Here is a 25,609-nt window from a genome sequence, read left to right as displayed (position 1 = left end):
ATGAAATACGAACTGATCGTCTTCGACTGGGATGGCACCCTGCTCGATTCCGCGGGTGCCATCGTGCGCGCCATCCAGGCGGCCTGCCGCGATCTCGAACTACCGGAACCCGACGACGCCCAGGCGCGCCACGTGATCGGCCTCGGCCTGGTGGATGCCATGCGCCAGGCGGTGCCTGACCTGAAGCCGGAACGCTACCAGGCGATGTCCGAACGCTACCGCTTCCATTACCTGTCCGGCGACCATGAACTGACGCTGTTCGAGGGCATTCCCGAACTGCTCGCCGACTTGCAGGCCGCCGGCCATCTGCTGGCCATCGCCACCGGCAAGAGCCGCGTCGGCCTCGACCGTGCGTTGGACCATTCCGGCCTGCGTCCGCTGTTCCATGCCTCGCGTTGCGCCGACGAATGCCATTCCAAGCCGCACCCGCAGATGCTCGACGAACTGATGGCCGAATTCGGCGTTTCCGCCGCGTCGACCGTGATGATCGGCGACACCTCGCACGACCTGCTGATGGCCCGGAACGCCGGCGTCGACGGTCTGGCCGTCACCTATGGCGCCCATCCGCACGACCATCTGGCCGAGCAGGGGCCGCTAGCCTGCCTCCATACCGTCGCGGAACTCGAATCTTGGCTGAAATCCAACGCCTGATCTGCGCCAGCGCCGAGCTTGCCGATGCCGGCAAGGGCGTCTGCTTTACCGTCAACTGGCGGCAGCGGGAAGCGGCGGCCTTCGTCATCCGCTTTCGGGGGCAGGTCCGTGGCTATCTCAACGAATGCGGCCATGTTCCGGCGCAACTCGACTGGCAACCGGGAGAGTTCTTCGACGATTCCAAGCTATACTTGATCTGCTCGGTCCATGGCGCGCTTTATGCTCCGGATTCGGGCCAGTGTCTGGGCGGCCGCTGCCATGGCAGGGGGCTGGTCGCGTTGCCGGTCGCTGAAGCGAATGGTCAGGTCTTTCTAACAGAAGAAGTTGCACATGGATAATCCCCAACCCCCCAACAATTCCTCGGACTGGGAACGGCGCACGCTCGAAAAACTGGTCTTTTCGGCGCTTCAGGAACAGAAGGCCGGCCGGCGCTGGGGCATCTTCTTCAAGATGCTGGGCTTCGTCTACCTGACACTGGTGCTCGCTGCACTGGTCGACTGGGGCACCGAAACGTCGCATCAGGAGCGCCACACGGCGCTGATCGACATTGCCGGCACCATCGAGTCGAAAGGCGCGGCCAATGCCGAAAAGATGCTCGAGTCGCTGCAGAGCGCCTTCAAGGAAAAGAACGTCGCCGGCGTCGTCCTGCGCATCAACAGCCCCGGCGGCAGCCCGGTCCAGGCCGGCATCATCAATGACGAAATCCGCCGCCTGCGCGCCGCACATCCGCAGACGCCGCTCTACGTCGTGGTCGAAGACATCTGCGCCTCGGGCGGCTACTACGTCGCCGCGGCCGCCGACCGGATCTACGTCAACAAGGCGAGCATCGTCGGTTCGATCGGGGTCTTGATGGACGGCTTCGGGTTTACCGGAACGATGGAAAAACTCGGCGTCGACCGGCGCCTGCTGACCTCGGGAGCCAACAAGGGCTTCCTCGATCCCTTCTCGCCGCCGAACCCCGGCCAGGAGGCGCACGCCCGCGCCATGATCGACGAAATTCACCGGCAGTTCATCGAGGTGGTCAAGGCCGGCCGCGGCGAGCGCCTGAAGGAAACGCCTGACATGTTCTCGGGGCTGATGTGGACCGGCGAGCAGAGCATCAAGCTGGGGCTCGCCGATGATTACGGCACCGTCGATTCGGTCGCCCGCGACGTGATCAAGGCAGAAAAGGTGCTCGACTACACCGTCAAGGAGAATATCGCCGAGCGTTTTGCCAAGCGTCTCGGGGCAGGTGCGGTCAACAGCTTCTGGAACGGCATTTTCGAGAGCGCCGCTGCGGTCCGCCTGCGCTGATATCGCTCAGGCGAGGAGCAGAAACACCGTCGGACGCCGCTCGATTTCGGGCGGCGTCTGTTTTTTCCACTGCTGAACCGTTCGCGTCAGCACCGATTCGCCGGGCAGGCTGAGATCGGTTGCCAGCGTCAGCCGGGTGCCCGGCTGGCACGCCTTAAGGATACCGTCGAGCAGTTGCCGGTTGCGGTAGGGCGTTTCGATGAAAATCTGCGTCTGGCGGCGCTTGCGCGATTCGCTTTCCAGTTCGCGCAGGGTTTTGTCCCGCTCCGCCTCCTTGGCCGGCAGGTAGCCGTGAAACGCGAAGCGCTGGCCGTTGAGGCCGGAAGCCATCAAAGCCAGCAGCAGCGACGACGGGCCGATCAGTGGCACGATGCGGATCGCCTCGCGCTGCGCCAGCGCCACCAGGTCGGCGCCCGGGTCGGCGACCGCCGGGCAGCCGGCTTCGGAAATCAGGCCGACATCGTGTCCGGCGCGCAGCGGAGCGAGCAGGCGATCCAGCGCCTCGGGCCGGGTATGTTCGTTGAGTTCTTCAAGTTGCAGCGCTTGCAACGGCGCATCGGTTCCTACGGCCTTGAGAAAGGCACGCGCCGACTTGGCGTTCTCGACAACGAACTGCGTCAGCGGCCGTACCTGCTCAAGGACCGTCGCCGGCAGACACAGTTCGGGCGCAACGGCGCCAAGCGGCACGGGAATCAGATAAAGCGTGCCGCTCGTCACAGTACGGTCATTCCATGCTTGCGCAGCAAGTCGCAGAGCGTGATCAGCGGCAGCCCGACCAACGCATTCGGATCGTCGCCCTGAATGCGGCTCAGCAGCGCGATCCCCAGACCCTCGGATTTGGCCGACCCGGCGCAGTTGTAGGCCGGTTCGCGGCGCAGGTAGTTCTCGATTTCCGCGTCGCTCAGCTCGCGAAAGCCGACCAGCGTGGGGACGCCACGCACCTCGGCTTCCCCGGTCTGCGCATCGAGGACGCAAAGACCGGTGAAGAAATTGACGGTCCTGCCCGAAAGCTCCCGCAGTTGCGCAACCGCCCGTGCGTGCGTCCCCGGCTTACCGAACACGCGGCCATCCATTTCGGCGACCTGGTCGCTGCCGATGATCAATGCCTTGGGAAACTGCTGCGCCACGGCACGCGCCTTGGCCTCGGACAGACGCAGCGCCGTCGTGATCGGTGATTCGCCGGGCAGCGGGGTTTCATCGGTTTCCGGGCTGGCGACCGCGAAGGGCAGGCCGAGTTTGGCAAGGAGTTCGCGCCGGTAGGGCGAGGTGGACGCAAGTACGAGTTGTTTCGGGGACATAAATGTGTTGTTGCGACAAGTGCTTGCAAAAGACTCTTGAGGCAGCACTTAGTTTTGACTTGGAATGCTAAAAATACTATTATCTCGCGTTTAAGTCGGAACCGCTCAGGATTGAAGAAGATTTCGGATAGTTTCGCATTTGCCCGTGATGGTCGTGTTCTGGAAGGAGCGCTGGCCGTCACCAGCCTGGAGCGCCTGCACGATCTGCTGGCGGAGGTTTCCGGAGAGGTCACTTTCCGGCTTCAGGGGTACAAGGGAGAGCGCGGACAATCCATGCTGCGTCTGCAGGTGAACGGGGTGCTCCCGTTGGCTTGCCAGCGTTGCCTGGAGGCTATCCATTTCGAACTCGATGTCGACAGCCAGCTGGAATTGATTTCCGAAGATAGCGAACTGTCGCAGGATGAGCTGGAAGACGACACCCGGGATTTCCTGCCGGTGGCGGGCGAACTGGATGTGGCCGAGTTGGTGGAGGATGAAATCCTTCTGGCCCTTCCGGTCGCGCCGCGGCACGAAAGATGTGGTTTGCCCGGCGCCGCCGATGTCGGCGAACGGATCAATCCGTTCGCGGCACTGGCGGAGCTGAAAGGTAAGCCGAACTGATTTTTTTGGAGTAACAACATGGCCGTTCAACAGAACAAAAAATCCCCGTCCAAGCGTGGCATGCATCGCGCCCACGACTTCCTGACCAACCCGCCGCTGGCCGTCGAGCCGACCACCGGCGAAACGCATCTGCGCCACCATATTTCGCCCAACGGTTTCTACCGCGGCAAGAAGGTTCTCAAGGCCAAGGGCGAGTAATCGTTAATTGAAGGGCAGGCGGTCCGTCGCGGGCCGCCTGCCTTTTCTTTTGCCATGACAGCCCGCATTGCCATCGATTGCATGGGGGGAGACCACGGACCGTCGGTGACGGTGCCGGCGGCGCTCCGCTTCCTGGAAGATCACCCCGGCGCCAGTCTGATCCTTGTCGGGCGCGAGGAAATCGTGCGGCCCCTGCTGGCCGGCCAGGATGCGAACCCGCGCCTGCGCGTGGTGCACGCCTCCGAAGTCGTCGGCATGGATGAATCGCCCGCGCTTGCACTGCGCGGCAAAAAGGATTCGTCGATGCGGGTGGCGATCAACCTCGTCAAGAACGGCGAGGCGGATGCCTGCGTTTCGGCCGGCAACACCGGCGCCCTGATGGCGATCTCGCGTTTCGTCCTCAAGATGCTGCCGGGCATCGAGCGCCCGGCCATCTGCGCGCCGCTGCCGACCTCCAGTGGGCACACCCACATGCTCGATCTTGGCGCCAACGTCGACTGCGGGCCGGAACACCTGCTGCAGTTCGGCATCATGGGTGCCATGCTGGTCTCGGCGATGGAGCACAAGGAACGTCCGACCGTCGGCATCCTCAACATCGGCGAGGAAGAAATCAAGGGCAACGAGGCGGTCAAGGCGGCCGCCGAACTGCTACGCAACTCGGGCCTCAATTTCATCGGCAACGTCGAGGGCGATGGCATCTACAAGGGCGACGCCGACGTCGTCGTCTGCGACGGCTTCGTCGGCAACGTGGCGCTGAAGACTTCGGAAGGCCTGGCCCAGATGCTGGGCTCCGCGCTGCGTGCCGAGTTCAAGCGCAACTGGCTGACCAAACTGGCGGCGATGATCGCCATTTCGGTCCTCAACAATTTCAAGCAACGCTTCGACCATCGCCGCTACAACGGCGCGATCCTGCTCGGACTGCGCGGGATTTCGGTCAAGAGCCACGGCTCGGCCGATGCCTTTTCCTTCGGTTTCGCCATCGGTCGCGCCTACGATGCCGCGGAGAATCGCGTGCTCGAGCGCATCGCCACGCGCATTACCGAAATGGCCGAACCGGAAGCAATCAGCGCGGAGGAGAGCACCTGAATGTTTGCACGCCTGATCGGCACCGGCAGTTGTCTGCCCGGCCTTCCCGTCACCAATGACGATCTGGCGGCGCGGGGCATCGACACCAACGACGAATGGATCGTCACCCGCACCGGCATCCGTAGCCGCTACCTGGCCGAACCCGGCACGACGTCGAGCGAACTCGGCCTGATCGCCGCCCAGCGTGCAATTGAAATGGCCGGCGTGACGCCTGGCGAGATCGACCTGATCATCGTTGCCACCTCGACGCCTGATTTCATCTTCCCGAGCACTGCCTGCCTGATCCAGGGCAAGCTGGGCAACAAAGGGGCCGCGGCCTTCGACGTACAGGCGGTGTGCAGCGGCTTCGCCTATGCACTGGGCATCGCCGAGAAATTCATCCGCTCCGGCAGCCACAAGAGGGCGTTGGTCATCGGCGCCGAGGTGTTTTCGCGCATTCTCGACTGGAACGATCGCGGTACCTGCGTGCTGTTCGGCGACGGGGCCGGTGCCGTCGTCCTTGAAGCGTCGGACAAGCCCGGCATCCTGGCCACCGCGATGCATGCCGACGGCAGCCAGAACGGCATCCTGAACGTACCTGGCCAGATCTGCGGCGGCCAGGTTACCGGCGACCCGTTCCTGCGCATGGACGGCCAGGCGGTCTTCAAGTTCGCCGTGCGCGTCCTCGCCGACATCGCCGAGGAAGTCTGCCAGGCTGCAGGAATGCAGACGAACGAGGTCGACTGGCTGATTCCGCACCAGGCCAACATCCGCATCATCGAGGCGACTGGCAAGAAGCTCGGCGTCGACCGCAGCAAGGTCATCGTGACCGTCGATCGCCATGGCAATACCTCGGCGGCTTCGGTGCCGCTGGCGCTCGACGAGGCGGTCCGCGACGGACGCATCCGGCGCGGCCAGAAAGTGCTGCTGGAAGGCGTCGGCGGCGGCTTTACGTGGGGCGCGGCCCTGCTCGAATTCTGATCCAGGAGACTCCGGACATGTCTTTTGCATTCGTTTTTCCCGGCCAGGGCTCGCAGAGCGTTGGCATGATGGCCGCCTACGGCGACGCCGCCGTGGTTCGCACCACCTTCGACGAGGCGTCCGCCGCGCTCGGTGACGACCTGTGGGCCATGGTCGCCGAAGGCCCCGCCGAAACCCTGACCCAAACGGTCAACACGCAGCCGGTCATGCTGACCGCCGGCATCGCGGCCTGGCGCCTGTGGTGCGAAAAGGGCGGCCGGAAGCCGGCCGTCGTCGCCGGCCACAGCCTCGGCGAATATTCCGCGCTGGTCGCCGCCGGCGTCATCGATTTCAAGGATGCCGTGCCGCTGGTTCGCCTGCGCGCCGCCGCCATGCAGGAAGCCGTGCCGCTCGGCACCGGCGCCATGGCCGCCGTACTCGGCCTCGACAATGCCGGCATCGTCGCCGCCTGCACCGAGGCGGCGCAGGGTGAAGTCGTCGAACCGGTCAATTTCAACGCCAACGGCCAGACCGTGATCGCCGGCCACAAGGCCGCCGTCGAACGCGCGATGGAAGCCTGCAAGGCGCGCGGGGCCAAGATGGCCAAGGCATTGCCGGTTTCCGCGCCGTTCCATTCGTCGCTGATCCGTCCGGCGGCCGACAAACTGGGCGCCCGCCTGGCCGAACTGACGCTGAAGGCGCCGGCCATCCCGGTAATCAACAACGTCGATGTCGCCATCGAAAACGACCCGGCCCGCATCAAGGATGCGCTGGTCCGCCAGGCCTACAATCCGGTGCGCTGGGTCGAGACCGTCCAGAAAATGGCTGCCATGGGCGTGTCGACCGTGGCAGAGTGCGGCCCCGGCAAGGTGCTGGCCGGTCTCACCAAACGCTGCGCCGACGGCATCGCCGGCGTCGCGCTGGCCGATGCCGCGGCCATCGACGCCAACATTGGCCTGGAGTAAGCGATGCTGAACGACAAGATCGCCCTGGTGACCGGCGCCACCCGCGGCATTGGCCGCGCCATCGCGCTCGAACTGGGCCGGCAGGGCGCCACCGTGATCGGCACTGCGACCAGCGAAGAGGGTGCCGGGACAATTTCCGCCTACCTGGCCGAAGCCGGCATCAAGGGCCGCGGCATCGCGCTTAACGTCACGGACGCCGCCCGGACCGACGCCGTGCTGGCCGACCTGGCCAAGGAATTCGGCGCCATCACCGTGCTCGTCAATAACGCCGGCATCACGCGCGACAACCTGACCATGCGCATGGGCGACGACGAGTGGGATGCCGTCATCGACACCAACCTGAAGGCGGTCTTCCGCCTCTCGCGCGGCGTCATGCGCGGCATGATGAAGGCGCGCTTCGGCCGCATCGTTAATATCACTTCGGTCGTCGGCTATTCGGGCAACCCCGGGCAGGCCAACTACTGCGCCGCCAAGGCCGGTGTTGCCGGCATGAGCCGCTCGCTGGCCCGTGAACTCGGCAGCCGCAACATCACGGTCAACTGTGTCGCCCCGGGCTTCATCGCCACCGACATGACGCATGCCTTGACCGATGAGCAGAAGGCGGCCATGCTGGCATCCATTCCGCTGGCCCGTGCCGGTACGCCGGAAGATATCGCCGGTGCCGTCGGATTCCTGGTTTCACCTGCCGCCGCGTATGTCACGGGCACGACTGTGCACGTGAATGGCGGCATGTTCATGGATTGATTTCCCCAAGCCCCGGCTTTTGGTAGAATCACAACGTTTTTTTCGTACCCCTGAGGGGAAGGAGTTTTTCGAATGGATAACATCGTAGAGCGCGTCAAGAAAATCGTCGCCGAACAACTGGGTGTGAACGAAGCGGACATCAAGAACGAGTCCTCTTTTGTGGACGATCTGGGCGCGGATTCCCTGGACACCGTCGAACTGGTCATGGCACTGGAAGAAGAATTCGAGTGCGAGATCCCCGACGAACAAGCTGAGAAGATCACCACGGTCCAGCAGGCGGTCGATTTCATCCTCGCCAACAAGAAGTAATCCATTTCGGTTGATCCTGGCAAGGCCGGCCCGCATGGCCGGCCTTGCTACATTTGCTTGCGGAGCTCACCTTGGCACGTCGTAGAGTCGTAGTTACTGGTCTCGGCCTCATTTCCCCGGTCGGCAATAGTGTCGAAGAAGGTTGGCAGAACATCATTGCCGGCCGTTCCGGCATTGCGCCCGTCACCCGATTCGATACCTCCGCCTTCCCGGTACAGTTCGCCGGCGAGGTCAGGAATTTCGATGTCACGCAGTACATTTCGGCCAAGGACGCCCGCCGCATGGACAAGTTCATCCATTTCGGCCTGGCGGCGGGCATCCAGGCCGTGCGCGACGCCGGTCTGGACAAGGAAGGTGCGGCTGACCCCGAGCGCGTCGGCGTCTCCATCGGGTCCGGCATCGGCGGCCTGCCGCTGATCGAGGAAACCAAGGACGAATACAATGCTGCCGGCGTGCGCAAGGTTTCCCCGTTCTTCGTTCCCGGTTCGATCATTAACATGATCTCCGGCAACCTGTCGATCGAGTTCGGCTTCAAGGGCCCGAACCTCTCCATCGTCACGGCCTGCACAACGGGTACGCACTCCATCGGGGAAGCCGCCCGCATCATCGAATACGGCGACGCCGACGTGATGATCGCCGGTGGCGCCGAATCGACGGTCTCGCCGCTCGGCCTCGGCGGCTTCTGTGCCGCCCGCGCCCTGTCCACCCGCAACGACGACCCGGCGACCGCCAGCCGTCCGTGGGACAAGGACCGCGACGGCTTCGTGCTGGGCGAAGGCGCCGGCGTCCTGGTGCTCGAGGAATACGAGCACGCCAAGGCGCGCGGCGCCAGGATCTACGCCGAAGTGGCCGGCTACGGCATGAGCGCCGACGCTTACCACATCACCGCGCCGAACATGGACGGCCCGCGCCGCTCAATGGTCAATGCGCTGAAGAACGCCGGCGTGACGCCGTCCGACGTGCAGTACGTCAATGCCCACGGCACCTCGACGCCGCTCGGCGACAAGAACGAGTCGGATGCGATCAAGGCCGCCTTCGGCGATGCAGCGTACAAGATCGTTGTCAATTCGACCAAGTCGATGACCGGCCACCTGCTGGGCGGCGCCGGTGGCGTCGAGTCGCTGTTCACCGTGCTGGCCCTCCATCACCAGATTTCGCCGCCGACCATCAACATCTTCAACCAGGATCCGGAATGCGACCTGGACTACTGCGCCAACGCGGCGCGGCCGATGAAGATCGAGTTCGCGCTGAAGAACAACTTCGGCTTTGGCGGGACCAACGGCTCGCTGGTCTTCAAGCGCGTCTAGACCACCGCGTTTCCGCCAGGAATTGAACGGTGCAGTTGCCGATCGAGATCGGACTGCACCGTTCGCGCTTTCTGGGTGTTGCGCTCGTTTCGATCGCCTTGCTGGCCGGCCTGGTGATACTTTTTTTGCCCTGGCCGGCGCTTACCCGCAGCGGCGCTCTGTTCTTCATCGCAGTCGCCGCCGGTCTTGCCTGGCGGCGTCTTGAGCCGGCGCTGCAGGCGCTCAGGCTGGAGCAGACGGGACATATTCTCGTTGCGCCGGCCGGCCATGCCGAGTTCATCGAGGCCGCGCCACTGCCGGGCGCAACGGTCCATCCCTGGCTGACGGTGGTTCGCCTAAAAACGCAGGATGGGCGAACGCATCCGCTGATCGTTGCGGTCGACTCGATGAAACCTGAAGATTTCCGGCGCCTGCGTGTCTTCCTGCGCTGGCGGGCGGATTTCAGCGTACCGGCCGGCGACGCCTGAGGACGGTGTTGCGCGGCTTGTCCGCCATCTCCGGGAAATCGCGGGAAAAATGAAGGCCGCGACTTTCCTTGCGTTGCATGGCGCAGCGGACGATGAGATCGGCCGTGACAACCAGGTTACGCAGTTCGATCAGGTCGTGACTGACGCGGAAGTTGGCGTAAAACTCCTCAATTTCCCGCATCAACAGGCGAATCCGATGCTGTGCCCGCTTGAGCCGTTTGGTGGTGCGGACGATGCCGACGTAGTCCCACATGAAGCGCCGCAGTTCATCCCAGTTATGGGAAATGACGACTTCCTCGTCGGCATCGGTGACGCGGCTTTCGTCCCATTGCGGCAGGCGGGGCAGGGGAGCGGATTTGCCGCCGAGAATGTCGTTGACCGCAGCTTCCGCGAAAACCAGGCATTCGAGGAGCGAGTTGGAAGCCAGGCGGTTGGCGCCGTGCAGGCCGGTGCACGAGGCCTCGCCGGCGACGTAGAGACCGGGCACGTCGGTGCGGCCATGCAGGTCGCTGACGATGCCGCCGCAGGTGTAGTGGGCGGCCGGCACCACCGGAATCGGTTCGCTGGCGATGTCGATGCCCAGTTCCAGGCAGCGGGCATGGATGTTCGGGAAATGCTGCCGGATGAAGGCCTCGCCCTTGTGCGAGATGTCCAGGAACACGCAGTCGAGGCCGCGTTTCTTCATTTCGAAGTCGATGGCGCGGGCGACGATGTCGCGCGGCGCCAGTTCCGCCCGTTCGTCATGCTCGGGCATGAATCGCGTGCCGTCGGGCAGGCGGAGCAGGCCGCCTTCGCCGCGCACCGCTTCCGAAATCAGGAACGACTTGGCCTGCGGGTGATACAGGCAGGTCGGGTGGAACTGGATGAATTCCATGTTGGCGACCCGGCAACCAGCCCGCCAGGCCATGGCGATTCCGTCGCCGGTGGAGGTGTCGGGATTCGTCGTGTACAGATAGACCTTGCCGGCGCCGCCGGTCGCGATCAGCGTGTTGGCGGCGCCGATGGTGACGACCTCGCCGTTGCGGCTATCGAGCACGTAGGCGCCGAAACAGCGGTTCTCGCCAGTGCCCAGTTTGGCGCCGGTAATCAGGTCGATGGCGATATGGCTTTCGAATACCGCGATGTTGGGCGTCGCCCGCACCTTTTGCGTCAGGGTTTCCTGAACCGAGGCACCGGTCGCGTCGGCGACGTGGATCACGCGGCGGGCGCTGTGCCCGCCTTCGCGGGTCAGGTGGTAACCCGATTCATCCTTGGTGAAGGGAACCCCCTGCTCGATCAGCCATTCGATGGCGCGACGGCCGTTTTCGACGACGAAGCGCGTCGCCTTCTCGTCGTTGAGCCAGGCGCCGGCGACCTGCGTGTCGCGGATATGCGCCTCGATCGAATCGCGGCTGTCGAGTACGGCGGCAATGCCGCCCTGCGCCCAGCCCGAGGCGGAGTCCTCGAGGGCGCGCTTGCTGACCAGCGCCACGCGGCAGTGACGGGCGAGCCGCAGGGCAGCCGACTGGCCGGCGAGGCCGCTGCCGATGATAAGGACGTCGAAATTCTGCACGGCTGTTCTCGATCAGGGTGTTTTTTGGCGGAAATATAGCACGCGAGCGGCGTTGCGGACCGTCACACATGGTCACAATTAAGGGCAATTACGCACTACCCGGGCAAATCGGCTAGGCTATACTCCGTCTGACAACGAGACTAACGAGAGTCCCCAAGGGAGAATTCAGAGGCCATGAGCGAGCGCGAAATCGACCAGGCACTGGTCGAACGGGCGCAAGGCGGCGATCAACACGCCTTCGACCAGTTGGTGAGCAAATACCAGCGCAAACTGGGACGCCTGCTGTCGCGCTTCATCCGCGATCCGGCCGAGGTCGAGGACGTTTCGCAGGAGGCCTTCATCAAGGCCTACCGGGCATTGCCGTCATTTCGCGGCGACAGCGCGTTCTACACCTGGCTGTACCGGATCGGCATCAATACGGCCAAGAACTACCTGGTGGCGCAGGGCCGGCGGGCGCCGACATCCACCGAATTCGACAGCGAGGAGGCGGAAACCTTCGAATCCGCCGATCAGTTGCGCGACATCAACACCCCGGAAAGCCTGCTGCTGTCCAAGCAGATCGGCGAAACCGTGAATGCGGCGATGGATGCCTTGCCCGAGGAGCTGCGGACGGCGATCGTCCTGCGCGAAATCGAGGGGCTGTCCTACGAAGAAATCGCCAGCATGATGGACTGCCCGATCGGCACGGTCCGTTCCCGGATTTTTCGCGCCCGCGAGGCTGTCGCGCTGAAATTGCGCCCCTTGCTCGACATTGCGCCCGATCGCCGGTGGTGATCATGAATACTGAGCAACAAAGCACGGTTCGCGCGATCGTCCGCGAACTCGACGGCGACAGCGCGCTGGTCGAAGTCGAGCAGGGCGGTTGCGGGCGTTGCCACGAGAAGGGCGGTTGCGGCGGCCAGCAGCTCACCCAGATGTTCTGCAGCGGCCCACGGCACTATCGCGTAGCCAACGACGTCGGGGCCCGGGTCGGCGACCAGGTGACAGTCGCCGTGGCCGCGGGCAGCCTCCGGAAGAGCGCCAATCTGGCCTATATTCTGCCGTTGACCGCAACCATCGCCGGCGCCGTGCTCGGGATGCCGTTGGGCGGCGACCCGGGTGCGATGATAGGCGCCGTCGCCGGCCTCGTTATGGCGTTCCTGTACGTTCGTCGCCAGGCCGCCCGCCGGGTTGATGATCCGGCCTTCCACCCCCATATCGTGTCTCATTCGTCTTAAGCAATTCAGGAGGTAGATGCCGATGAAACGCTTTTTGGCTCTCTTTTCGTTCCTTTTTCTTTCTTCGCTGGCCGCCGCCCAGTCGCGCGGCCTGCCGGACTTCACCGAACTCGCGGAAAAGCAGGGACCGGCCGTGGTCAATATCAGCACCACCCAGGTGACCCGCAGCAATCCGGGAATGCCTTTCCCGTTCGACGAGAACGACCCGGCCTTCGAGTTCTTCAAGCGTTTCATCCCGCGTCCGCCGGGCGGCGCGGCACCCCGCGAGTTCGAGAACAAGTCGCTCGGTTCCGGTTTCATCATCAGCGGCGACGGTTACATCCTGACCAACGCCCACGTCGTGGACGGCGCCGACGAAGTCACCGTCCGCCTGACGGACAAGCGTGAATTCAAGGCAAAAATCATCGGCGCTGACAAGCGTACCGATGTGGCGCTGATCCGGATCGAGGCGACCGGGCTGCCTGTCGTCAAGCTGGGCGAACCGGCACAGCTGAAGGTCGGCGAGTGGGTGGTCGCCATCGGCTCGCCGTTCGGCTTCGACAATTCGGTCACCGCCGGCATCGTTTCCGCCAAGGGGCGCTCGCTGCCGCAGGAAAACTACGTCCCGTTCATCCAGACCGACGTCGCGATCAACCCCGGCAACTCGGGCGGGCCGCTGTTCAACATGCGCGGCGAGGTGGTCGGCATCAATTCCCAGATCTACAGCCGCAGCGGCGGCTACATGGGGGTTTCCTTCGCCATCCCGATCGACGTCGCAATGGACATCCAGAATCAGCTGCGCGCTTCCGGCAAGGTCAGTCGCGGCCGCCTCGGTGTCGTCATCCAGGAAGTCAGCAAGGAACTGGCCGAGTCGCTGGGTCTGAGCAAGCCAATGGGCGCCGTCGTCAATGCCGTGGAGAAGGGTGGTCCGGCAGAGAAAGCCGGCCTGGAACCCGGTGATGTCATCCTCAAATTCGAAGGCAAGGCGATCAACACTTCCGCCGATCTGCCGCGTCTGGTCGCCGCGACCAAGCCGGGCACCCGGTCGACGGTCCAGGTCTGGCGCAAGGGCGCGACGCGCGATATTGCCGTGACGGTGGGCGAAATGCCGGACGAGAAGACAGCGGCCAGTCGCCCCGGTCGCGGCGCCAAGCCGGCCGAGCAGCAGGCCAATCGGCTCGGGCTGGTGGTCAGCGAACTGACCGCCGAGCAGAAGAACACGCTCAAAATGTCGTCCGGGCTGCTGATCGAGGATGTCCGTGGCACCGGCGCACGCGCCGACCTGCGTCCCGGCGACATCATCATCGCCCTGATCAGCAAAGGAGCAACGACCGAAATCAGGACCGTCGATCAGTTCAACAAGCTGTTGGGCCAGTTTGAGAAGGGCAGCAATGTCACCCTGCTGATCCGGCGTGGCGAAATCCAGACCTTCGTGACCATCAAGGGGCTCAATGGCGGCAATTGAATTGACCCTGCTCAGCCGTAGCTACTGCCACCTCTGTCACGACATGGAGGTGGCGGCAGCGCCGCTGGCGGCGGAATTCGGGGTCGCGCTGCGCGTCGTCGATGTCGACGCCGACCCGGAGCTCGAGGCGAAGTACGACGAACTCGTGCCCGTACTCCTGCACGACGACATGGAACTCTGTCATTACTTCCTCGACGCGCCTAAAGTCCGTGAATATTTGGCTGGAATCCGCTAAAATTCAGGGTCTTTTGAACAGTTAAGGGCGCCGGAACAGCGCCCTTTTTTACTAGCAGCAATGGATCACATCCGTAATTTTTCGATCATCGCCCACATCGACCACGGCAAATCGACGCTGGCCGATCGCATCATCCACCTCTGTGGCGGACTCTCAGACCGCGAGATGGAAGCCCAGGTTCTCGATTCCATGGATATCGAGCGCGAGCGCGGCATCACCATCAAGGCGCAGACGGCAGCGCTGCAATACAAGGCGCGCGATGGCAGGACTTACAACCTGAACCTGATCGATACGCCGGGACACGTCGACTTTTCGTACGAGGTTTCGCGCTCGCTGTCCGCCTGCGAAGGCGCACTGCTGGTGGTCGATGCCTCGCAGGGCGTCGAGGCGCAGACGGTGGCCAACTGCTACACCGCACTCGACCTCGATGTCGAAGTGGTGCCGGTGCTCAACAAGATCGACCTGCCGTCGGCCGACCCGGACAACGCGCGCCAGGAAATCGAGGACGTGATCGGCATCGATGCCACCGACGCCGTTCTCGCTTCGGCCAAGACCGGTCTCGGCGTCGAAGACATCCTGGAAGCCGTGGTTGCCCGCATTCCGTCGCCCAAGGGCGACCCAGAGGCGCCACTGAAGGCGCTGATCATCGACTCGTGGTTCGACAACTATGTCGGTGTGGTCATGCTGGTGCGCGTCGTCGACGGTGTGATGCGCCCGAAGGACAAGCTCTTCTTCATGGCCACCGGCGCCGTGCAGTTGTGCGAGCAGGTCGGCGTGTTCACCCCGAAGTCGATCCAGCGCGAGGCGCTGCGGGCCGGCGAAGTCGGTTTCGTCATCTCCGGCATCAAGGAACTCAAGGCTGCCAAGGTCGGCGACACGATCACCACCGCCGACCGCAAGGCGGCGGAGCCACTGCCCGGCTTCAAGGAAATCAAGCCGCAGGTATTCGCCGGCCTCTATCCGGTGGAGTCGAACCAGTACGACTCGCTGCGCGAATCGCTGGAGAAGCTCAAGCTCAACGACGCCTCGCTGCAGTACGAGCCGGAAGTCTCGCAGGCCCTGGGCTTCGGCTTCCGCTGCGGTTTCCTCGGCCTGCTGCACATGGAAATCGTTCAGGAGCGCCTAGAGCGCGAGTTCGACCAGGACCTGATCACTACCGCGCCGACCGTCGTTTATGAAGTCGTCCAGCGCGACGGCAGCGTCATCCAGGTTGAAAACCCGGCCAAGCTGCCGGAAATTTCCAAAATTGAGGAAGTCCGCGAGCCGATCATCACTGCCACGATCTTCGTGCCGCAGGACTACCTCGGCAACGTCATCACCCTGTGCAACCAGAAGCGCGGCAACCAGGTCGACATGCACTACCATGGCCGCCAGGTGAAGTTGGTCTATGAAATGCCGATGGCCGAAGTGGTCATGGATTTCTTCGACAAGCTGAAGTCGTGTTCGAAGGGCTACGCGTCGCTGGACTACGACTTCAAGGAATATCGCGCCGCCGACGTCGTCAAGCTGGACATCCTGATCAACAGCGAGAAGGTCGATGCCCTGTCGCTGATCGTGCATCGCTCGAACTCGCAGTATCGGGGCCGCGAACTGGCCTCCAAGATGCGCGAACTGATTCCGCGCCAGATGTACGACGTCGCCATCCAGGCGGCGATCGGCTCGCACATCATCGCCCGCGAGAACGTCAAGGCGATGCGCAAGGATGTGCTGGCCAAGTGCTACGGCGGCGACATCACCCGCAAGAAGAAGCTGCTGGAAAAGCAGAAGGCCGGCAAGAAGCGGATGAAGCAGGTGGGCAGTGTGGAAATCCCGCAGGAAGCTTTCCTCGCCGTGCTGCGCGTCGACAACTGAGGGTCCGACAATGAATTTTGCCCTGATCCTGCTGGTGCTGACGGTGGTGACCGGCGTGCTTTACGCGGTCGACGTGCTGAAATTCCGGAAATTGCGCGAGCGCAAGTATGCGTCGTTCTACGGCCTGACCAGCAAACCCTTCCAGCTTAGCCCGGATCCGAAGTTCTATTTCCCCAGCGAGCAGCATCAGCGCGCCGCGGCGTATCTCGAGTACGGCATGCAGCAGAACGAAGGGTTCGTCATCATCACCGGCGAATTCGGCGTCGGCAAGACGACGATCGTCCGCCGGATGCTCGACAGCCTGGACCCCGAAAACGTGATCGTCGGTCATCTGGTGAGCGATCGCAGCGACGCCTACGACATCCTGCATCAGGTCGGTGCCGCTTTCGGCATCCGCGCCAAGAGCGAAGCGAAATCCGACGTCCAGCTGGCGATCGAAGCCTTCCTGATCGGCATGACCAGCAAAGGCAAGCGCTGCGTGCTGATTGTCGATGAAGCGCAGAATCTGACTTCCAAGGCCTTGGAGGAATTGCGCGTTCTGTCGAATTCGCTGTTCGGCAACCAGGCGCTGTTGCGGATATTCCTTGTCGGCCAGCCAGAATTCAGGGATACGCTGAAAAGCATGAAGATGGCGCAATTCCGGCAACGGATCGTCGCAACATGCCACATCGACCCCATGGACGAGGACGAGACGCACGGCTATATCGAGCACCGGCTCAAATGCGCCGGCGCCAGCGGCTCGCCCACATTTACCGCGGACTGCTTCCGGGCGATATACAAGGCAGCCGGCGGCATTTCCTGGCGCATCAATCTGCTCTGCGATCGCCTGCTGATGTCAGGCTTCATCAACGGCAAGAAGGAATTCAACGCCAGGGATGTGGAGGAAGTGGCCCGCAAGGGATTCGAAGAAATCCGCAATCCGTCATCCGCCTGGGCCAAGTTTGCCCAAGGCGACTCCTCGGGGTCCGGCGCAAATGCGGCGACCGCCAGTTCGGATGCACAACTGCCCGCGGAAGTCGAGAATGCCAAGGAGCCGCTGTGGGTGGAGTGGGGCGCCAGCTTCTTCCCGGTCATCCTGATCGTCTTCGTTCTGCGGTCGTTCCTGTTCGAACCGTTCAAAATTCCGTCAGGTTCCATGCTTCCGACCCTGGAAGTGGGCGATTTCATCCTGGTCAACAAGTTTACCTACGGCATTCGCCTGCCGGTGATCAACAAGAAGATCATCAGCATCAATTCTCCTCAGCGCGGCGACGTCATGGTTTTCCGTTACCCGGAAGACCCGTCGTTCGACTACATCAAGCGCGTCGTCGGCCTGCCGGGTGACACGATTGCCTACCAGAACAAGCAGCTCAGCATCAACGGCCAGCCTGTCGAGGCGACGCGGATTTTCGATTACCACCATCCGGAGCGCCTGTACTATTCGGAACAATATGTCGGCAGGATGGGCAAGGTCGAGCACCGCTTCCTGAACGATGGCGATGCGCCAGCCTTCATTCCCGACGCGACGCGATTTCCCTACCGCGAAAATTGCACCTACAATGCTGCCGGTGTCATATGCACGGTTCCGCCGGGACATTATTTCCTGATGGGCGACAATCGCGACAACAGCCGCGACAGTCGCTTCTGGGGGTTCGTGCCCGATGAAAATATCGTCGGAAAAGCGGTTTTCATCTGGTTCCACATGTATTCCCTCATTCCCCCCAAAGGTCTCGATCTATCTCGGATAGGTTCCTTCAATTAAGGAGAAACAAATGAAGTATCAGCGTGGCGTGGCCCTGTCCGGGCTTATTTTCTGGGGCGTCATCATCACCCTGGTCGCCGTTCTGGGCATGAAGGTGGCGCCGACGACAATCGAGTACTACAAGATTCTCAAGGATGCCAAGGCCACGGTCAACAAGGTCGGGCCGGAAGCCACGGTCGCCGACGTGCGCAGGACCTTCGACAATTTCGCCAATATCGACAGCCTCGACTTCAAGGGCGAGCAACTCGACATCTCCAAGGAAGGCGGCAAGATCGTCGCGTCGTTCGACTACGACAAGCGCATTCCGCTGTTCGCCAACGTCAGTCTGATCATCAACTACAAGGGCTCCACCGCCGAACACTGAGGGATGAACTTGTCGACGCTGACGGCGGCGCTCGGGTACTCCTTTTCCGACCGCACCCTGCTGCAGACTGCCCTCACGCACCGCAGTTTCGGCGTTCCCCACAACGAGCGTCTGGAATTCATCGGCGACGGCGTGCTCAACTGCGTGATCGCGGTGGCGTTGTACAAGCGTTTTCCGGCGCTTGCCGAAGGCGATCTTTCGCGCCTGCGGGCGAATCTCGTCCGCCAGGATGCGCTGCACCGCCTGGCGGCCGCGCTGAACCTCGGCAACTTCCTGCATTTGGGCGAGGGTGAATTGAAAAGTGGCGGCAGCCAGCGGCCTTCGATCCTTGCCGACGGCGTGGAAGCGCTGATCGGAGCGGTCTATCTTGATGGTGGCTTCGAAGCAGCGCAGGCGGTGATCGCACGCCTGTATCTGCCGCTGTTCGACGAACTGGCGCCGGGGCGTGTCGAAAAGGATGCCAAGACGCGCTTGCAGGAATGGCTTCAGGGGCGGAAGAAGCCGCTGCCACGCTACCAGCTGGTCGACGCGAGCGGCGCCGCCCACGACCAGCGCTTTTCGGTCGCCTGCGAACTCGACAACCCGCCTCTGCGCACCATCGGGCAGGGTACCAGCCGTCGTCTGGCCGAGCAGGCCGCTGCCGATAGCGCACTGAAGGCACTCAAGGCATGAAGAAGATCCGTTCGGGCTACATCGCCATCGTCGGCCGCCCCAATGTCGGCAAGTCGACTCTGCTCAACCGGCTGGTCGGCGAGAAGATCAGCATCGTCTCGCGCAAGGCGCAGACCACCCGCCACCGGATTACCGGCATCGTCACCAACGATGACGCACAGTATGTTTTCGTCGACACCCCGGGCTTCCAGACCAAATTCTCCAACGCCCTCAACCGGGCGATGAACCGCGGCGTCACGCAGACCCTGAGCGATGTCGACCTGGTGCTCTTCGTGATCGAGGCCGGGCGCTTCGATGCCAAGGACCAGGCGGTGGTCAGGTTGCTGCCGAAGGATCGGCCGGTCATCCTGGTCGTCAACAAGACCGACCAGATCAAAGAACGCAACGACCTGCTGCCTTTCCTCGCCAAGGTTTCGGCCGACCGCGACTACGCGGCCATCGTCCCGATCAGCGCGACCAAGGGGCGGCAGACCGACGAACTGCTGGCCGAGGCACGCAAGCATCTGCCCAACGACGGCCTGATGTTCCCCGAGGACGACCTGACCGACAAGAGCGAGCGTTTTCTTGCTGCCGAATACATCCGCGAGAAGGTCTTTCGCCTGCTCGGCGACGAGTTGCCCTACGCGACGACCGTCGAGATCGAACGCTTCGAGGTCGAGGGCAGCCTGCGCCGAATTTTCGCCGCCATCGTCGTCGACCGCGACAGCCACAAGGCCATCGTCATCGGCAAGGGCGGCGAGTCGCTCAAGCGCATCGCCACCGAGGCGCGCCAGGACATGGAGCGGCTGTTCGACGGCAAGGTCTATCTCGAAGTCTGGGTCAAGGTAAAATCCGGCTGGAACGACGACGAGCGCCTGCTTAAGAGCCTCGGCTACGAATGAACCTGCGCAGCAAAGTCGATGGCCAGCCGGCCTACGTTTTGCACACCTACCCGTTTCGGGAAACCAGCCTGATCGTCGAAGTCCTTTCCCGCGATTTCGGGCGCATGGCCCTGCTGGCGCGGGGCGCACGGCGGCCGCGAGCAGCGATCCGCGGCCTGTTGATGGCATTCCAGCCGCTGGAAGTCGCCTGGGCCGGCAAGGGCGAAGTGCTGACGCTGATGAAAGCAGAATGGCAGGGCGGCCAGCCGCTGCTGAGCGGCGAGGCACTATTTTGCGGCTTTTACCTCAACGAACTGCTGATGCATCTGCTGCCACGCGAGGATGCGCATGAGCGGCTGTTTGCCCGCTACGCCGACATGCTGGTCCGGCTGGCGGCAGATCCTGGCGGCAAGGTCCGCGAAGCCGATCTGCGCAGTTTCGAAAAATCGCTGTTGCAGGAGCTTGGCTACGGCCTGACGTTGAGCCATGACAGCGAAGGCAGGGCCATCGAGCCGGAGGGGCATTACGCCTACCGCATGGAGCAGGGACCGGTCCGTCTCGAACATGCCGATGCGGCGCCCCAGGTGGTCAGCGGTCGGACCTTGCTCGACCTTGAGGCCGAAGATTTTGCCGATCCGCGTTCGCGCAGCGAAGCCAAGCAACTGATGCGCACGCTGATGGCCTATTATCTGGCTGGCAAGGAACTCGAAACACGCAAGATATTCAAGGAGTTGCAGGAGCTATGACTTATAGTCTATTTGCGTAAATTCCCGCCCAAATTTGAACGCAAAAAAGCACTGTCAAGTACTTGATACATATCGATATTTAGTTAAATCCGTCTTTTGCCGTACAGCCCGATCTCTGCTATAGTGAGTCACCAGGTGAGTAGCTAGCGTGAGTAGCTAGGTGAGTAGCTGGAAATATCATAGATCAGAGGCAAAAATGGGCACTCTCAGCGATGTTCAGATCCGGCACTGGATCAAATCCGGTATGCCGATCGCCAAGTCCGACGGCGACGGCCTGACATTCACGCTCTCTGCCGGGGGCACAGCGGCCTGGGTGCTCCGCTACCGTTTCGGGGGCAAACAGCGCGAGAAGAGCCTCGGAAAATTCCCCGACATCTCGCTCAAGAAGGCCCGCGAATTGGCCTCTGTCGACCGGGCTCGGGTTCAGCAGGGTATCGACGTCGGCCGCGAAAAGCAGGTCGAGAAATACGAGCACCTGGCATCACTGACCGTCAAGCAGCTGGCAGCCGATTACGATGAAAAGATTCTCCCCGGCCTGGCCACGGCTACCCGGGTCTCCCATCGCCAGAAAATCCGTACTTACATCCTCCCCGCCATCGGGCACCTTGCAGCCCGTGCCGTCACGGGGGCGGACATCGTCGGCATGCTTGAACGTGTCCGAGCCAAGTACCCAAAACAGGTCAAGGAAGTTCGCTCGGTCGCAAAAGTGATCTTCGACCACGGCCAGGGGAAGCACATCGTAATCAGCAACCCGGTGATAGGGATCTCCGCAAAGGCCATCGCCGGCGCGGCCGGGATGTCAGACGCAATCCGGATCAAGCTGTCGGATGCTGAGCTCAGGGAGCTGTTCCCGGCCCTGCTCAATGCGAACCGCGTCGTCCAGTACGCGACGCGCATCCTGCTCTCGACTGCCGTTCGTATTCAGGCCCTGATGCTTGCCGAGTGGGACCATGTCGACCTCGACAGGAAGGAGTGGGTGATCCCCCCTGGCGATGGTCGCAAGTCACCACGGCCGTTCGTCGTGCCATTGACCGACCAGGTTGTCGGCTACTTCGCTGAGCTGAAGAAGATCGCCGGCAAATCCCGCTACGTTGTTCCGGTACTCAAGAAGCGCCGGGAAGATGACTACCCGATGCAGCCTGCCTCGATCAATCACGCCCTGGAGCGTGTCTGTGCCAAGCTCGGCGACAAGGTACGGGCCTTCACGCCCCACGATCTTCGCTCGACCGCGCGTAGCCATCTGGGCGCCCTGGGCGTTGACGTCGCCATTGCCGAGCGCTGCCTGAACCACTCGCTGGGCGGCTTGATCGCGGTCTATGACCAGCACGACTACCTTGATGAGCGGCGCCGCGCCCTGGAGCTGTGGAGCGCCAAGCTGGCCATTCTGGAGGCGAACAGCGACAACGTAGTCCTGCTGCAGGGGGCGGCGTGATGACTGCCGACCAGGCGTGGGACCAACTGCGTTACCTGGCCAGGCTGCTCCGCGCCCGCCAGCCGATACCAGATGAGCTTGCTGACTTCATCGCGGATGCCATTGAAGCGACAGAAGGGAAAAATATCGAGGCGACGAAGAAGGGCAAGGCCTTCACCGATGAGCTCGAACTGACCGCGCGCAATCGCCGGAAGATCGAGATACCCCTACGCGACCTGGGGGTCGAACACGACTTCGGGGATGACCCAAGCGAGAACGCCTTTGCGTCCCGGATGGCAAACAGTTACCAGGTAGGAGAGACGACTATACGCAACCGGCTTGACGAACTGGATGAAGAGCGGCGCAAAGAAGCTGCCGAGCTAAGTAAGTACGACTAGGCGTGCAAAAAGGGGCTGTTCTTTTTGCACAGCTTCATGCCACATCATCTTCAGACGTTAAATGTTACCGTCCTGATAGGTGTAAGCATGACTAACAATTTCCTCCCCGAAACAGGCTTCGTCCGCGAGGCACAAATCATCGGCCGGCGTGGCGTCACCGAAGAAGAGGCTGCTCACAACCGCGAACAGATTGCCAAGGCCGTCGCCGCGGGCGACAAGAAAGCCATCAGTCGCGCCCGCAACAAGCCGACACGCGCCCGGCCGCCGTTGCCTGGCGTCGTCCCGTTCAGCCGCTGCACCTGGTGGAACGGCGTCAGGTCCGGCAAGTACCCGCAACCCGTGAAGCTCGGCCCGAACATCACCGCTTGGCGAGTGGAAGACATCCGTGCGCTGATTGACAGCATCGCCTGACCCGAGGGCGACGCCATGACGACCAATAAAAAATCCGCCCCGGCTAGTGCGGCTCAAGATACTGCTGCTGCCTCGTATTGAACCAAAGTTACCGTCGAAAGGTCTGCGAGACCCTTGCTCCAGTATGCCGTGCCGACGGGAATGTTATTTCCCAGGATGAATCGCTGGTCCCCAGTGACGAAGAGGTAAGGTACCAGCTTCGTCCGTCTATAAAAATGATTGCTCAGTTCTCCGTGGAGACTCCGCCCAAAACGAAAACGACAAGCCATCAATTTTATTTGGTCTTAGATTCATGAGTTATTGATTTCTTTAGCCACTCATAATATTCAGGATTCAAATATTTATCCACTTTGGAGTCGAGGGCGTTTTGCAATTCCAATTCTGGTATGAGCTCTCGGGCAATCTTTGCTCCGTAACGTACCCCTTCTCGATAACCAGCCTCCCGTGCGCTAGATTGGACCTTGTAGATGGCAAAGGCTACACGAAAGAAAAATAGTGTTTGAATCGTCAATCGCAGATCACCGGGTTCGCAGTACATTGTCACCCTCCTTTCAATTGAACATTTCTAGCGCGCCGCTGTTCAAGCTCACTGCTTCAGCTCGCAAATACCTAACGCGGCCATCAAGTTCTCCATCGCCGCATCCGGGTCAGTCGACCAGTAATTCCGGCCACAGGTGCTCATGCCCGGTGCGCCGCCATCAAACTCCCAGTAAGCCGTTTCAACACCTGGCAGGGATTCGAGCGTCTCGTAGATCACATTGATCAGCGCCCATTCGATGTCGTCCCGCAGCGCACTGATCGACTCCCCTGCAGACTGGGCGCGGCGCACCGCCGCAATCGCGTCATCGACCGTCTTGCCGAGCCCGGAATACTGACGAGCCGCACTGGCGGACTGTTCGATCAACGACCAGAGGCCATCGAGCAGCGGGGCCTGACAACGCTGCATTTCCCCCGCAAAGATGCCGCCATTGAAATAGTCCAGGGCGGCGACGAGGTGGCCGCAGCCAAACTCCGTGTCACCACAGATCGGACAAGCTTCGCTGCGCCTTCCATGTGCCTCATCAAATTCATCGTCGTCGCCGCACCAGTCATCTCCTTCGTCACTGCAGTTTATCTGGTCATGCTCGATGGGCGGCTCGGGCAGCCGGGCGGCAACTGCCGCCATCGGCGCCGGCAGCGGGTGCAGTACTAGCCAGCGGGTCGTATAGCGACTGGCCAATGTCTTTGCCAGCTCACGCAGAACCGGTGAGGGTGACGAATTGGCGAAGCCGCGCACGTCCAGCACCTTCCAGTTCCTTCCCTCACGGATCAGGCCGACCGTAGCAGTCTGCCGGCCTGACGGGCTGATGACCGCAAAGAGACGCACGGTATCGGCAAGGCAGTCGGCCAGATACGTGTTTGTGCAGTTGCGCCGGACCAGCGCCTCGCGCTGCAGCTGCCAGCCATCGCTCAGCGGACGCACGACAAAGCCATCTTCCACGTGCGATTCGATCAGCGAGCGCCATGTCTGATGCTGCGTCCGCTCGCGCAGCGCCGCCTCGTGCTTCCACGCGCGGGCACGCCGTAGCAGGTAGCGCCAGCCGGCCTGCTGCTGGCGCCCATCGAGTTGCGTTGCACTACCGGCCAGCCACGCCAGTACGTCCGGCAGATCGTCCTCGCTGAAGGCACGCAGCGTCCCCCGCGCCAGCTGTGCTTCGGCTTCGGCAATGAGAGCGCGCAAGCTGGCGAGCGGCAATGTCACACCGCGGAAGACGATCGAGTTTCCGTCCGCTGCCATCCGGTAGGCATCGTGCAGGAACAGCCGTTGCACCGGAAGTCCGATGGGATCCCGGCGTCCGAGTGCGACGAGAACGCGCAACCATTCGCGCAGCTCGAGCCAACGCCCGTTCGGCAGTGCGTTCGGTCCCAGCCAGTCGAGGACGACACGGAAATCGCGGCGCCGGCCATTGGCGAGGTAACGCCAGGCGGCCGCGGGCAGCGAGAAATCGCCAAGGATCTTCGCCCGCAGCGCTGCCAGGCGCTCTCCCGTACGCGGCAGACAGACATGCTCGGTGTGGGCGAGGGCATAGAGCCACAGGAGGTTCGGATTGTCTGCGGCGATCTGCCGGTAGTGCGCCAGCCGCTCGAGCACATGGTTGTAGTGCAGGTCAGTGACTTCCGGTGTGTGGCTGTTGACCCGCGAGCGACGGGCGAGGTCGAGGACTTCCGGATCTAGGGCCAGTGCTTTACGTACGGCATAGCGTAGTCGTTTCCAGTAGATGGTCTGCAGTGCCGCCTGGCGGAGCCGGTTTGCCAGGCCGTTCAGCAGCGGGACGACGTCGGCCGTGGCGTTGGCAAGGTCGGCGATTGCCGGTGTCCACTCGCCAAGCAATTCCTCGAAGAGACCCAGGCTGGGCCGGAAAGGCAGATCGGCAGCAAAGGCAAAGTTCGCCCGCCGCCAGACGGAGCGTCCTGATGGCGCCGTGGCGACGCGCTCGAGCGTGAGCCGGCCGTGGGGCTGACCGATGACATAGCGTACAAAGCCAAGCACGGTGACCGTGCGGCGCTTGGTTGTCACCTTGAGCGTCAGTGGTGCCGCGAAGCGGCCCTTGAGTTCGCCCCAGATGTCGGCGGTAAGCCTGACGAACTCGTCTTCACGATCAGGACAGACATGGTGCAGCAATCCGCCGAAGCGCGGCTTGACCGCGTGGTCGCGGATCAGGCCGGGAACGGCGTAGGTGAGATGGAAGCGCACCGCTGACTCCGGGCTGTAGCGACGATCCCGGGTTGGGAGGATATCGGACAGCGCTGAAGGGGTGTCAGGGAGCCCGTTCGTCTGGTGTGTGGTCATGCATTTCTCCTCTTTAGCGG

Annotated in this window: 29 protein-coding genes and 2 pseudogenes; 26 read left to right on the top strand and 5 right to left on the bottom strand. The window is 62.5% G+C overall.

What is annotated here, in order from left to right:
- Genes GH660_RS09815 through GH660_RS09805 form a run of 3 tightly spaced genes read left to right on the top strand, consistent with a single transcriptional unit; the run spans window position 1 to window position 1,944 of the window.
- Window positions 1-651: an HAD family hydrolase gene (locus GH660_RS09815; protein ID WP_153146480.1), complete on the top strand. Its 651-nt coding sequence runs from the start codon at window positions 1-3 to the stop codon at window positions 649-651.
- A complete protein-coding gene (locus GH660_RS09810) occupies window positions 630-989 on the top strand; it encodes a Rieske 2Fe-2S domain-containing protein (RefSeq protein WP_153146479.1) in 360 nt (119 codons plus the stop codon). Before GH660_RS09815 ends, GH660_RS09810 begins: the two co-directional genes overlap by 22 nt.
- Window positions 982-1,944 (top strand): S49 family peptidase, encoded by a 963-nt coding sequence (locus GH660_RS09805; RefSeq protein ID WP_153146478.1) that lies wholly within the window; start codon window positions 982-984, stop codon window positions 1,942-1,944. The genes GH660_RS09810 and GH660_RS09805 overlap by 8 nt, the downstream gene beginning before the upstream one ends.
- Window positions 1,945-1,950: 6 nt before the next feature.
- On the opposite strand, the gene GH660_RS09800 is transcribed toward GH660_RS09805, so the two are convergent.
- Together GH660_RS09800 and GH660_RS09795 are read right to left on the bottom strand one after the other, a co-directional pair.
- Window positions 1,951-2,661, bottom strand: a complete 711-nt coding sequence (locus tag GH660_RS09800; protein ID WP_153146477.1) for an SAM-dependent methyltransferase — start codon at window positions 2,659-2,661, stop codon at window positions 1,951-1,953.
- The gene (locus GH660_RS09795) at window positions 2,658-3,242 is read right to left on the bottom strand and encodes a nucleoside triphosphate pyrophosphatase (RefSeq protein ID WP_153146476.1); all 585 of its coding nucleotides are present in this window, start codon (window positions 3,240-3,242) and stop codon (window positions 2,658-2,660) included. The genes GH660_RS09800 and GH660_RS09795 overlap by 4 nt, the downstream gene beginning before the upstream one ends.
- A 111-nt stretch (window positions 3,243-3,353) precedes the next feature.
- Between GH660_RS09795 and GH660_RS09790 the strand changes: the two genes are divergently transcribed.
- The 9 genes from GH660_RS09790 (at window position 3,354) to GH660_RS09750 (ending at window position 9,857) form a co-directional block, all read left to right on the top strand.
- Entirely contained in the window at window positions 3,354-3,842 is a 489-nt protein-coding gene (locus GH660_RS09790) for a DUF177 domain-containing protein (RefSeq protein WP_228276443.1), read from the top strand.
- A gap of 18 nt (window positions 3,843-3,860) precedes the next feature.
- A complete protein-coding gene (gene rpmF, locus GH660_RS09785) occupies window positions 3,861-4,040 on the top strand; it encodes a 50S ribosomal protein L32 (protein ID WP_153146474.1) in 180 nt (59 codons plus the stop codon).
- A gap of 54 nt (window positions 4,041-4,094) precedes the next feature.
- Window positions 4,095-5,126: a phosphate acyltransferase PlsX gene (gene plsX / locus GH660_RS09780; protein ID WP_153146473.1), complete on the top strand. Its 1,032-nt coding sequence runs from the start codon at window positions 4,095-4,097 to the stop codon at window positions 5,124-5,126.
- Window positions 5,127-6,086 carry a beta-ketoacyl-ACP synthase III gene (locus GH660_RS09775; protein WP_153146472.1) on the top strand — a complete coding sequence of 320 codons (960 nt, stop codon included), beginning with the start codon at window positions 5,127-5,129 and terminating at the stop codon, window positions 6,084-6,086.
- A gap of 17 nt (window positions 6,087-6,103) precedes the next feature.
- A complete protein-coding gene (gene fabD / locus GH660_RS09770) occupies window positions 6,104-7,030 on the top strand; it encodes an ACP S-malonyltransferase (RefSeq protein ID WP_153146471.1) in 927 nt (308 codons plus the stop codon).
- 3 nt (window positions 7,031-7,033) lie between these two features.
- Window positions 7,034-7,774 (top strand): 3-oxoacyl-ACP reductase FabG, encoded by a 741-nt coding sequence (fabG, locus tag GH660_RS09765; protein WP_153146470.1) that lies wholly within the window; start codon window positions 7,034-7,036, stop codon window positions 7,772-7,774.
- A gap of 72 nt (window positions 7,775-7,846) precedes the next feature.
- Complete coding sequence (acpP, locus tag GH660_RS09760) at window positions 7,847-8,083, top strand: acyl carrier protein (RefSeq protein WP_153146469.1); 237 nt, start codon at window positions 7,847-7,849, stop codon at window positions 8,081-8,083.
- Window positions 8,084-8,154: 71 nt separating this feature from the next.
- Window positions 8,155-9,390 (top strand): beta-ketoacyl-ACP synthase II, encoded by a 1,236-nt coding sequence (gene fabF / locus GH660_RS09755; protein ID WP_153146468.1) that lies wholly within the window; start codon window positions 8,155-8,157, stop codon window positions 9,388-9,390.
- Between the two features lie 29 nt (window positions 9,391-9,419).
- Entirely contained in the window at window positions 9,420-9,857 is a 438-nt protein-coding gene (locus GH660_RS09750; RefSeq protein WP_153146467.1) for a protein YgfX, read from the top strand.
- On the opposite strand, the gene nadB is transcribed toward GH660_RS09750, so the two are convergent.
- Window positions 9,832-11,409, bottom strand: a complete 1,578-nt coding sequence (gene nadB / locus GH660_RS09745) for an L-aspartate oxidase (protein WP_153146466.1) — start codon at window positions 11,407-11,409, stop codon at window positions 9,832-9,834. The genes GH660_RS09750 and nadB overlap by 26 nt on opposite strands.
- Window positions 11,410-11,583: 174 nt before the next feature.
- On the opposite strand from nadB, the gene rpoE reads away from it, so the two are divergent.
- The 14 genes and pseudogenes from rpoE to GH660_RS09675 all read left to right on the top strand — a co-directional run bounded on the left by rpoE (window position 11,584) and on the right by GH660_RS09675 (window position 22,759).
- Window positions 11,584-12,183, top strand: coding sequence for an RNA polymerase sigma factor RpoE (rpoE, locus tag GH660_RS09740; protein ID WP_153146465.1), 600 nt, complete (start codon window positions 11,584-11,586; stop codon window positions 12,181-12,183).
- Between the two features lie 2 nt (window positions 12,184-12,185).
- Window positions 12,186-12,626: a SoxR reducing system RseC family protein gene (locus GH660_RS09735; RefSeq protein ID WP_153146464.1), complete on the top strand. Its 441-nt coding sequence runs from the start codon at window positions 12,186-12,188 to the stop codon at window positions 12,624-12,626.
- Between the two features lie 22 nt (window positions 12,627-12,648).
- Window positions 12,649-14,070: a DegQ family serine endoprotease gene (locus GH660_RS09730; protein ID WP_153146463.1), complete on the top strand. Its 1,422-nt coding sequence runs from the start codon at window positions 12,649-12,651 to the stop codon at window positions 14,068-14,070.
- On the top strand, window positions 14,057-14,305 hold the full coding sequence (locus GH660_RS09725; RefSeq protein WP_153146462.1) for a glutaredoxin family protein: 249 nt from the start codon (window positions 14,057-14,059) through the stop codon (window positions 14,303-14,305). Before GH660_RS09730 ends, GH660_RS09725 begins: the two co-directional genes overlap by 14 nt.
- 60 nt (window positions 14,306-14,365) lie before the next feature.
- Window positions 14,366-16,156: a translation elongation factor 4 gene (gene lepA / locus GH660_RS09720; protein ID WP_153146461.1), complete on the top strand. Its 1,791-nt coding sequence runs from the start codon at window positions 14,366-14,368 to the stop codon at window positions 16,154-16,156.
- Window positions 16,157-16,166: 10 nt separating this feature from the next.
- Window positions 16,167-17,039, top strand: a pseudogene (locus GH660_RS09715) (XrtA/PEP-CTERM system-associated ATPase); the annotation flags it as partial.
- A 156-nt stretch (window positions 17,040-17,195) separates the two neighbouring features.
- A pseudogene (gene lepB, locus GH660_RS09710) lies at window positions 17,196-17,897 on the top strand (signal peptidase I); the annotation flags it as partial.
- A 10-nt stretch (window positions 17,898-17,907) separates the two neighbouring features.
- Entirely contained in the window at window positions 17,908-18,261 is a 354-nt protein-coding gene (locus GH660_RS09705; RefSeq protein ID WP_153146460.1) for a DUF4845 domain-containing protein, read from the top strand.
- Between the two features lie 3 nt (window positions 18,262-18,264).
- Window positions 18,265-18,933, top strand: coding sequence for a ribonuclease III (gene rnc / locus GH660_RS09700; protein WP_153146459.1), 669 nt, complete (start codon window positions 18,265-18,267; stop codon window positions 18,931-18,933).
- Entirely contained in the window at window positions 18,930-19,814 is an 885-nt protein-coding gene (era, locus tag GH660_RS09695; RefSeq protein ID WP_153146458.1) for a GTPase Era, read from the top strand. Before rnc ends, era begins: the two co-directional genes overlap by 4 nt.
- Entirely contained in the window at window positions 19,811-20,539 is a 729-nt protein-coding gene (recO, locus tag GH660_RS09690) for a DNA repair protein RecO (protein WP_153146457.1), read from the top strand. The genes era and recO overlap by 4 nt, the downstream gene beginning before the upstream one ends.
- A 196-nt stretch (window positions 20,540-20,735) precedes the next feature.
- Entirely contained in the window at window positions 20,736-21,971 is a 1,236-nt protein-coding gene (locus GH660_RS09685) for a site-specific integrase (RefSeq protein ID WP_153146456.1), read from the top strand.
- Window positions 21,971-22,348, top strand: a complete 378-nt coding sequence (locus GH660_RS09680) for a hypothetical protein (protein WP_153146455.1) — start codon at window positions 21,971-21,973, stop codon at window positions 22,346-22,348. The genes GH660_RS09685 and GH660_RS09680 overlap by 1 nt, the downstream gene beginning before the upstream one ends.
- An 87-nt stretch (window positions 22,349-22,435) precedes the next feature.
- Complete coding sequence (locus GH660_RS09675; protein WP_153146454.1) at window positions 22,436-22,759, top strand: AlpA family transcriptional regulator; 324 nt, start codon at window positions 22,436-22,438, stop codon at window positions 22,757-22,759.
- Between the two features lie 274 nt (window positions 22,760-23,033).
- Here the strand turns inward: GH660_RS09675 and GH660_RS09670 are convergent, their stop codons facing one another.
- Both GH660_RS09670 and GH660_RS09665 read right to left on the bottom strand, forming a co-directional pair.
- Entirely contained in the window at window positions 23,034-23,297 is a 264-nt protein-coding gene (locus GH660_RS09670) for a hypothetical protein (protein ID WP_153146453.1), read from the bottom strand.
- 48 nt (window positions 23,298-23,345) lie between these two features.
- Complete coding sequence (locus GH660_RS09665; RefSeq protein ID WP_153146452.1) at window positions 23,346-25,589, bottom strand: hypothetical protein; 2,244 nt, start codon at window positions 25,587-25,589, stop codon at window positions 23,346-23,348.
- Between the last annotated feature and the right edge of the window lie 20 nt (window positions 25,590-25,609).

The sequence above is a fragment of the Dechloromonas sp. H13 genome (assembly GCF_009469615.1).
GTDB lineage: Bacteria > Pseudomonadota > Gammaproteobacteria > Burkholderiales > Rhodocyclaceae > Azonexus.
This window is presented reverse-complemented; position numbering and strand designations above follow the sequence as displayed.